The following is a 7,991-nucleotide window of genomic DNA, read 5'->3' as shown; positions in this document are numbered from 1 at the left end:
CGGGCGGCGGTGAGTGTCGGCCCGGTCATGCGGTACTCGATCCGATCGATGTCGCGGCCGGGTACGTGGTGTCGGCGATGGCGATCTCGACGGGCCGGGCCGAACGGATGATCACCTTCGCCCTCGATCTGCACCTGCGGTATCCGGCGATCCTGTCCGCGATGGCGCAGGGGCGGCTGGATCTGCAGGCCGCGAAGATACTGGCCTCGCAGATGGCCACCGTCCACGTCGATGTGCTCGAGGCGGTGCAGCGGCAGGTCGTCGAGGAGTACCTCGCCGCGATCGAGGGCGGGGTGCGCATGGGCGAGAAAGCCATCCGCAGCAACGTCGATGCGATCATCGCCCGCTACGACGCGAACGGGATCCGCCTGCGCCGTCAGGAAGCGGCCCGCACCCGCGGGGTGCGGTTCCACAAGGGCGTCGACGGCATGTCCAGTGTGTCGGCGATCCTGGCCACCGAGGAAGCCGCCGTCCTGGCCGAGGCCCTCGACCAACGCGTGAAAGACCACAAGTACGCCGACGCCCAAGCCGCCGCCAACACCCAAGCCGACACCGCCAACCCCGGCGGCGGCGGCGCTGGCGGCTCTGGCGAGGTCGAGGACTACTCGATCGCCGAGCGTCGCGCCGACGCCCTGATGTCCCTGGTGTGCGGCGATCCCGGCCTAGCCGGCACCCCTGCCCGCCCCGGCCGGCCCGGCGCGCCTGGTGCCGGGGTGGCGTTGCGGCCGAAGGTCACCGTCATCGCCACCGGCAACACCGCCCGCGACGACGGCGGCGCCCGAGTGGAGTTCACCCGCTCCGGCCAGGCCGCCCTGCAGGCCCTGCTGGACATGCTCGCCACCAGCGACGGAGCCACCTTCGAGCCCATCGATCCCCACATCGGCGCCGCCGACGACTCCCGCGCCGCCCTGCAGTACCGGCCCAGCGCCCAGTTGGCCCGCCGGATCCGGCTGCGGGATGGCACCTGCCGCCACCCCGGCTGTGCGATCCCGGCCGAGGCCTGTGATCTGGATCATGTGGTGCCGTTCGATCACGCCGACCCCCAGCGGGGCGGGCACACCATCGAGGGCAACCTGGCGGCGATGTGCCGCCGGCATCACCGGTTCAAGACCTTCTCGGACTGGATCTACGACCTGCAGCCCGACGGCACCCTGCTGGTGCGCACCCCGGACGGTTCGACCATGCTCACCCGACCCTCCGGCCCACTGGCCGAGTACCGGCGTGAACAGGCGCGCGCCGAGACCGAGGCGTGGACCCGGCAGCAACGCCGCAGCCCCGGGCCCACCGGTGAGGAGCAGGCCGACGCGGAGCCGACGTTCTGGTCGCGCCGCGCGGCCCGCCACCGCACCGAACGCCGCAACGCCGAACGCTCCCGTACCTTTGACCCCGCCCCACCCGCCCCTGGGGCTGGCAAGGCCACCGGGACCGGCACAGGCACAGACGCCGCCAGCGCCAGCACCGGCGCGGCCACCGGCACCACGCCCGAGAAAGCCACCCCCGCCAGCGCCACCCCCGAGAGCGCCAGCCGCTGGTGGGCCCGAAACAAACCCCACCACAGCGACATCGAAAAAGGCATCCGCGCCCTACTCCACGAACGCCTCGACGAACTCATCGACCCACCACCGTTTTAGGTGGGTAGGTGGCTAGGTGGGCGCGGGCCAGTGAGGCGTGGATCAGTAGCCGGTGTAGCGCTCCGGCTCCTCGCCGAAGGTGAACCCGCGGCCGGAGATCTTCTCGGGCGTGATCTCGACGAAGTTGTACTTCAGGGTCGGGATCCAGGGTTTGAGCTCGAGCTCCTCCGCGCGGTTGATCTCCGCGAAGCTGTCGAGTCGTCGCGCCGTCCCGCGGATGACGATCGACCAGGCGTCGTCGCCCTCGATGTGGTCGACTTGGAACACGACGTCCGGATGGACCGTGATCCCGGCGAGCTTGGAGCCCTCCGCGGTGCGGAAGAAGAGCTTGCCCTCCGGGGAGAGCGCGTAGTTGACGGGGAAGATGTCGGCACGGCCCTCGGAGACGGTGACCAGGCGTCCCAGGGAGACCGTGCCCAGAAGCTGCAGACTTCGCGCCTCGTCGAATTCGGTGATCGGGTTGGCGTCCATGCCCTGATCCTGTCACCGCAGAGCCTTCACCGGAACCGTTGTCGGAGACTGCCGCGTGACCGACCTCACTCCCCGGCGGCCACCTGCACACTCATCGTGTTTTCAGGTAACGAATTGGGGAAGGGTGATGCAACAACGTGGGGACGTCACTACGGTGGACACCGACTATGAACCCAGGAGAACGAGTAGTACCCCGTAACCCTGATTCGTCCGACGCGCTGTTCCGCGTGCCCACCGCGGCAGACGGAACCCGCATGTGGGAGATCGCCCGAGACAGCGGCGTTCTCGACCTCAACTCCTCCTATGCCTACGTGCTGTGGGGGGCGGAGTTCTCGGAGAGTTCCGTGGTGGTGGAGGTCGAGGGCCGGGTCGTCGGATTCGTCACCGGATTCATCCGCCCCTCGGAGCCGGACACGATCTTCGTGTGGCAGGTCGGTGTCGACGCCGACCAGCGCGGCAAGGGACTGGCGGCGCGACTGCTACACAGCCTCATGGACCGGCTGGCCGAGCGCGGCGTGGTGCGCCTGCGCACCACCATCAGCCCGGACAACGAGGCTTCGCAGCGCACCTTCGGTGCCGTCGCGCGAGACCGCGGGATGACGCTGTCCGACGAGGACTACCTGAGCTCCGAACTCCTCGGCGAAGGTCACGAGCAAGAAGACCTGTACACGATTTCCTAGACGAGGGCGCGCGGGCCGCCCGGCCCGCCACCGTCGCCCGCCTCTTCACAAATGGAGTGATCTGAAGACCATGACCGAGTCCACGCACGACACCAGCACCAATACGGACATCTTCTCCGACCGCGAGTCGGAGGTCCGTAGCTACTCGCGCAACTGGCCGGTGGTATTCGACACCGCCAAGGGCACCACGCTCACGACCGTCGACGGAGACGACTACCTCGACTTCTTCGGCGGTGCCGGCGCACTGAACTACGGCCACAACGACGACGACATGAAGAGCGCGCTGTTGGAGTACATCCAGCGTGACGGTGTCACCCACTCGCTCGACAAGTACACCGTCGCCAAGCGCGCGTTCCTGGAGACCTTCTCCTCGAAGATCCTCGAGCCGCGCGGGCTGGACTACAAGGTGATGTTCCCCGGGCCGACCGGCACCAACGCCGTCGAGTCGGCACTCAAGCTCGCCCGTAAGGTCACCGGCCGCGAGGCCATCATCAACTTCACCAACTCGTTCCACGGCATGACCCTCGGATCGCTGTCGGTGACCGGCAACTCCATGAAGCGCGCCGGTGCCGGCATCCCGCTGGTCCACGCCACGCCGATGCCGTACGACAACTACTTCGGTGGCGTCACCGAGGACTTCCAGTGGATGGAGCGCGTCCTCGTCGACTCCGGCTCGGGCATGAACCGCCCGGCGGCCGTGATCGTCGAGTGCGTCCAGGGTGAGGGCGGCATCAACGCGGCGCGCGCCGAGTGGCTGAAGGCCCTCGACGAGCTGTGCAAGCGCCACGAGATCCTGCTGATCGTCGACGACGTCCAGATGGGCTGCGGTCGCACCGGTGAGTTCTTCTCGTTCGAGTTCGCGGGCATCAAGCCGGACATCGTCTGCCTGTCCAAGTCGATCGGTGGCTACGGCCTGCCGCTGGCGATCACCCTGTTCAACCGCGAACTCGACGAGTGGACCCCGGGCGAGCACAACGGCACCTTCCGCGGCAACAACATGGCGTTCATCACCGCCGACGTGGCGCTGCGCAAGTACTGGTCCGACGACAAGCTGCAGAACCGCACGCTGGAGAACGGCCGTATCTTGCGCGAGCGCTTCTCCCCGCTGGTCTACAAGTACGAGGGCAAGCTCGAACTCCGCGGCCGCGGCATGGCGTTCGGTATCGCCTTCCTCGAGAAGCCGGAGCTGGCCGGAGAGGTCATGGCCCGGTGCTTCGACAAGAAGATGCTGGTCGAGACCGCCGGCCCGAGCGACGAGGTCGTCAAGTTCCTCGCCCCGCTCACCCTGACCGACGACGAGCGCGATCGCGGCATCGAGATCTGCTACGAGGCCGTCGACCACGTCCTCGCCCAGCAGTACCTCTGAGCGCCCAGACCACACACCCTCGACCCACGACCTCGCCGAGGAGGCTCCGCATGATCGTTCGTACCACCGCAGAGATCACCGACACCGACCGCCACATCAAGGGCAACAACGGCAACTGGGAGTCCAAGCGCATCGTCCTCGCCGACGACCGCGTCGGGTTCTCGTTCCACGAGACCACCATCGCCGCCGGCACGACCAACGACTTCCACTACGCCAACCACATCGAGGCCGTCTGGCTGACCCGTGGCAAGGGCACCCTGCGTGACCTGACCAACGACAAGGAGTACCCGCTCGAGGCGGGCTCCATGTACCTGCTCGACGGAAACGAGAAGCACCAGGTCATCGTGGAGGAGGAGATGCAGATGCTCTGCGTCTTCAACCCCCCGGTCGTCGGCGACGAGAACCACGACGAGAACGGCATCTACCCGCTCCTGCGCCTGCAGGACGACGGCTCGGTCGTTCGCGAGAAGTAGACTCCCGGTCGCTTCCGAGCCCTCCCCGGTCGATTTCGTCCAGTGCGGACGAAACCGGCCGGGGATTCTCGCGTTGTGGGGCAGTATCTGTACCCGTGCCCATCTTTGACACCCGTCCAGTCGCGATCATCGGGGCCGGGCCCTCCGGCCTGGCCGCAGCCCGCAACCTCGACCGCCAGGGCGTCGACTGGGTGGGCTTCGACCTCGCCGGAGACGTCGGCGGACTGTGGAACATCGATTCCCCGCGCAGCACGGTCTACGCGTCGGCCCACCTCATCTCCTCCGCCCGCACCACGGAGTTCGCCGAGTTCCCCATGCCGGCCGACACCCCCGACTACCCGGACCACCGCCGGTTGCTGGCCTACTTCCGCGACTTCGCCGACCACTTCGGCCTACGCGAACGGTTCCGCTTCGGCACCGAGGTGATCCGCGCGGAACCGGTGAGTGACGAGCGCGACTCCGGGTGGCGACTCACCGTGCGCGCGGTGGGTGGGAACGACGACGACGAGGTGGGCCCCGGGCCCGAGGCTGACGCCGGGGAGTTCTCGGCGCTGGTGATCGCGAACGGCACCCTCTCCGAGCCCAAGATCCCGGAGTTCGCGGGCCGGTTCAGTGGCGAGGTCCGCCACACCAGCCGCTACAAGTACCCGCGGGAGCTGGCCGGGAAGCGGGTCCTCGTGGTGGGCGGCGGCAACAGCGGCTGCGACATCGCGGTCGACGCCGTCCACCACGCCACGTCGGTCGACATCAGCGTGCGGCGCGGCTACCACTTCGTGCCCAAGTACCTCTTCGGCCGACCCGCCGACACCCTCGGGTCCGGCGGCCGCCCCCTGCCCCCGCGGATCAAGCAGTTCATCGACTCACGCGTACTCAAGGCCTTCACCGGCGACCCGACCCGGTTCGGTTTCCCGGAGCCCGACCACAAGATCTACGAGTCCCACCCCGTGGTGAACTCGTTGATCCTGCAGCACGTGGGGCACGGCGACATCGGGGTCCGCGCGGACATCGACCGGTTCGACGGGCGAACCGTGCGGTTCGTCGACGGGACTTCTGGTGAGTACGACCTCGTCATGCTCGCCACCGGCTACGTGCTGGACTACCCGTTCATCGACCGCCGCCACCTCGACTGGGCCGAGAGCGCCGCCGCGCCGGACCTGCACCTCAACATCTTCCCGTCGGCCCGCGACGACCTCGCCGTACTCGGCATGCTCGAGGCCTCCGGCATCGGCTGGCAGGGCCGCTACGAACAGGCCGACCTCGTCGCCCGCTATCTCGCGGCACGCCGTGACGACTCACCGGCCGGGCGTGCGGCCCTCGCCGTCGTCGACTCCTCCCGGCGCGGTCCCCGCCCGGACCTCACGGGGGGCTACCACTACCTCGGGCTGGACCGGATGGCCTACTACGTCAACAAGAGCGCCTACCGCGGCGCCGTGACCGGGCTGGTCGCGCGCATGGAAGCGGCGGGTTCGGAGGCCGCGCAGACACAGGGGGCCGGCTCGTGAACGTCGACGACATCCGGATCGCGTTCGACTCCGGGTCCCTCACCACACTGAAGATCGTCCTGGGGCTGATCCTGTTCGGCATCGCCATGGACACCCGGCTCTCCGACTTCCGGCTGGCGCTGCGCAAGCCCAGGGCGTTCGCGGTGGCCGTGGCCGCACAGTTCGCGCTGCTGCCCGCGCTGACGTTCCTGCTGACGCTGCTGCTCGGCGTGCAGGGGTCGGTCGCGCTCGGCATGATCCTCGTGGCGTGCTGCCCGCCCGGCAACGTCTCCAACATCCTCACCCACCGGGCGCGCGGCGACGTGGCGCTGTCGGTGTCGATGACCGCGGTGGGCAATGTCCTGGCGATCGCCATGCTGCCGCTGAACTTCGCGTTCTGGGGTCACCTGCACCCCACCGGCCGCGAGTACTTCGCCGAGATCTCCGTGGCCCCGTGGGACATGCTCAGCGAGGTGCTGCTGGTCATCGCGCTGCCGTTCGCGCTCGGGCTGACCGTGTCGCACCTGCTGCCGCAGGTCGCGGCGCGCACCCACCGCGTGGTGGGCATCCTGTCGTTCGTGGCGCTGGGCGGGATCATCGTGATCGCGGTCGCCAACAACTGGACGCTGTTCGTGGCCTACATCGGGGTCGTGGCGGTGGCGGTGTTCCTCCACGACGCTCTCGCCCTGGGCCTCGGGTACGGCATCGCGCGCGGATTCCGGCTCGACGTCCCTGCCCGCAAGGCCATGACGTTCGAGGTGGGCATCCGCAACGCCGGGCTCGGGCTGCTGTTCGTGTTCAGCTTCTTCGACGGACTCGGTGGGATGGCCCTGGTCGCCGCGTGGTGGGGAGTGTGGGACATCATCGCCGGGTTGGTCGTCTCCGTGGTGTGGGCGCGGCACAGCACGGCGAATGCCGAGAACAGGGAGGTCACGACGTGAAAGTACTGGTCACCGGCGGCAGCGGGTTCCTCGGCAGAGGGGTGGTGGCCGGACTCGCGGCGGCCGGGCACGAGGTCACGAGCGGCGACCTGCTGGTGCCGGACGGCCCGGGCGCCCCCGGGGTGCGGCACGTGCGCCTCGACGTGACCGACGCCGCCGCGGTCTCCGCCGCCGTGGCGGGCCATCACGCCGTCGTGCACCTGGCCTCGATCGTCGACCCCGACGGGATGGGGCGCCACGCCGCTTACCGGGTGGATGTCGACGGCTCCCGACACGTCCTCGACGCCTGTGTGGAACACGGGGTTGGGCGGCTGGTGGTGTCCTCGTCGGGCGCGGCCTACGGCTACCACGCGGACAATCCGGTGCCCATCATCGAGGATCACCCGGTCCGCGGCACCAGCGCCTTCGCGTACAGCCACCACAAGGCGCTCGTCGAACACCTGCTCGCGGACGCCCGCCGGGACCATCCGCAGCTCGAGCAGGTCGTGTTGCGCATCGGCACGATCCTGGGCGACGCCGTGGACAACCAGATCACCGCCCTGTTCCACCGACGGCGGCTGCTGGCCGTGCGGGGGTCGGACTCGCCGTTCGTGTTCATCTGGGACACCGATCTGGTGGCGATCGTCGTGCGCGCGGTGGGCGACGGTCCGCCCGGCACGTTCAACGTGGCCGGCACCGGCACGCTGACCATCCACCAGATCGCGGCGCGGCTCGGCAAGCGCACCCTCGCGATCCCCGAGCCGGTGCTCAAGGCGGTCCTCGCCGTGGGCAGCGCACTGCGGGTCAGCCGCTACGGGCCCGAGCAGACCGGCTTCCTGCGCTACCGCCCGGTGCTGGACAACACCCGTCTGCGGACGGTCTTCGGCTACACGCCCGAGCTGACCAGCGCCGAGGCGTTCGACCGCTGGCTCGCGGGTCATCCCGACGCACGCGCGTGACGCCCCGCGT

8 protein-coding genes are annotated in these 7,991 nt (G+C 69.0%); 7 read left to right on the top strand and 1 reads right to left on the bottom strand.

What is annotated here, in order from left to right; all coding sequences use genetic code 11:
• Nucleotides 1-1,631 (top strand): HNH endonuclease signature motif containing protein (locus AC3DEV_RS16135; RefSeq protein ID WP_488372755.1); only part of this gene is annotated, 1,631 nt, incomplete at its 5' end.
• A gap of 42 nt (nt 1,632-1,673) precedes the next feature.
• Here the strand turns inward: AC3DEV_RS16135 and AC3DEV_RS16130 are convergent.
• Nucleotides 1,674-2,102 (bottom strand): pyridoxamine 5'-phosphate oxidase family protein, encoded by a 429-nt coding sequence (locus AC3DEV_RS16130; protein ID WP_253002592.1) that lies wholly within the window; start codon nt 2,100-2,102, stop codon nt 1,674-1,676.
• A gap of 167 nt (nt 2,103-2,269) precedes the next feature.
• Here AC3DEV_RS16130 and ectA point away from each other — a divergent pair, with 167 nt between their 5' ends.
• The 6 genes from ectA to AC3DEV_RS16100 all read left to right on the top strand — a co-directional run bounded on the left by ectA (nt 2,270) and on the right by AC3DEV_RS16100 (nt 7,981).
• Nucleotides 2,270-2,782, top strand: a complete 513-nt coding sequence (ectA, locus tag AC3DEV_RS16125; RefSeq protein ID WP_067715900.1) for a diaminobutyrate acetyltransferase — start codon at nt 2,270-2,272, stop codon at nt 2,780-2,782.
• Nucleotides 2,783-2,852: 70 nt separating this feature from the next.
• The gene (gene ectB / locus AC3DEV_RS16120; protein WP_256820459.1) at nt 2,853-4,148 is read left to right on the top strand and encodes a diaminobutyrate--2-oxoglutarate transaminase; all 1,296 of its coding nucleotides are present in this window, start codon (nt 2,853-2,855) and stop codon (nt 4,146-4,148) included.
• 50 nt (nt 4,149-4,198) lie between these two features.
• Entirely contained in the window at nt 4,199-4,621 is a 423-nt protein-coding gene (locus tag AC3DEV_RS16115; protein ID WP_067715905.1) for an ectoine synthase, read from the top strand.
• A gap of 95 nt (nt 4,622-4,716) precedes the next feature.
• A complete protein-coding gene (locus tag AC3DEV_RS16110; RefSeq protein WP_488372754.1) occupies nt 4,717-6,123 on the top strand; it encodes a flavin-containing monooxygenase in 1,407 nt (468 codons plus the stop codon).
• The gene (locus AC3DEV_RS16105; RefSeq protein WP_488372753.1) at nt 6,120-7,043 is read left to right on the top strand and encodes a bile acid:sodium symporter family protein; all 924 of its coding nucleotides are present in this window, start codon (nt 6,120-6,122) and stop codon (nt 7,041-7,043) included. The genes AC3DEV_RS16110 and AC3DEV_RS16105 overlap by 4 nt, the downstream gene beginning before the upstream one ends.
• Nucleotides 7,040-7,981: an SDR family oxidoreductase gene (locus AC3DEV_RS16100; protein WP_472982839.1), complete on the top strand. Its 942-nt coding sequence runs from the start codon at nt 7,040-7,042 to the stop codon at nt 7,979-7,981. Before AC3DEV_RS16105 ends, AC3DEV_RS16100 begins: the two co-directional genes overlap by 4 nt.
• Nucleotides 7,982-7,991: the final 10 nt, after the last annotated feature.

This window comes from Dietzia sp. IBK-p2-15D (assembly GCF_057773105.1).
This window is presented reverse-complemented; position numbering and strand designations above follow the sequence as displayed.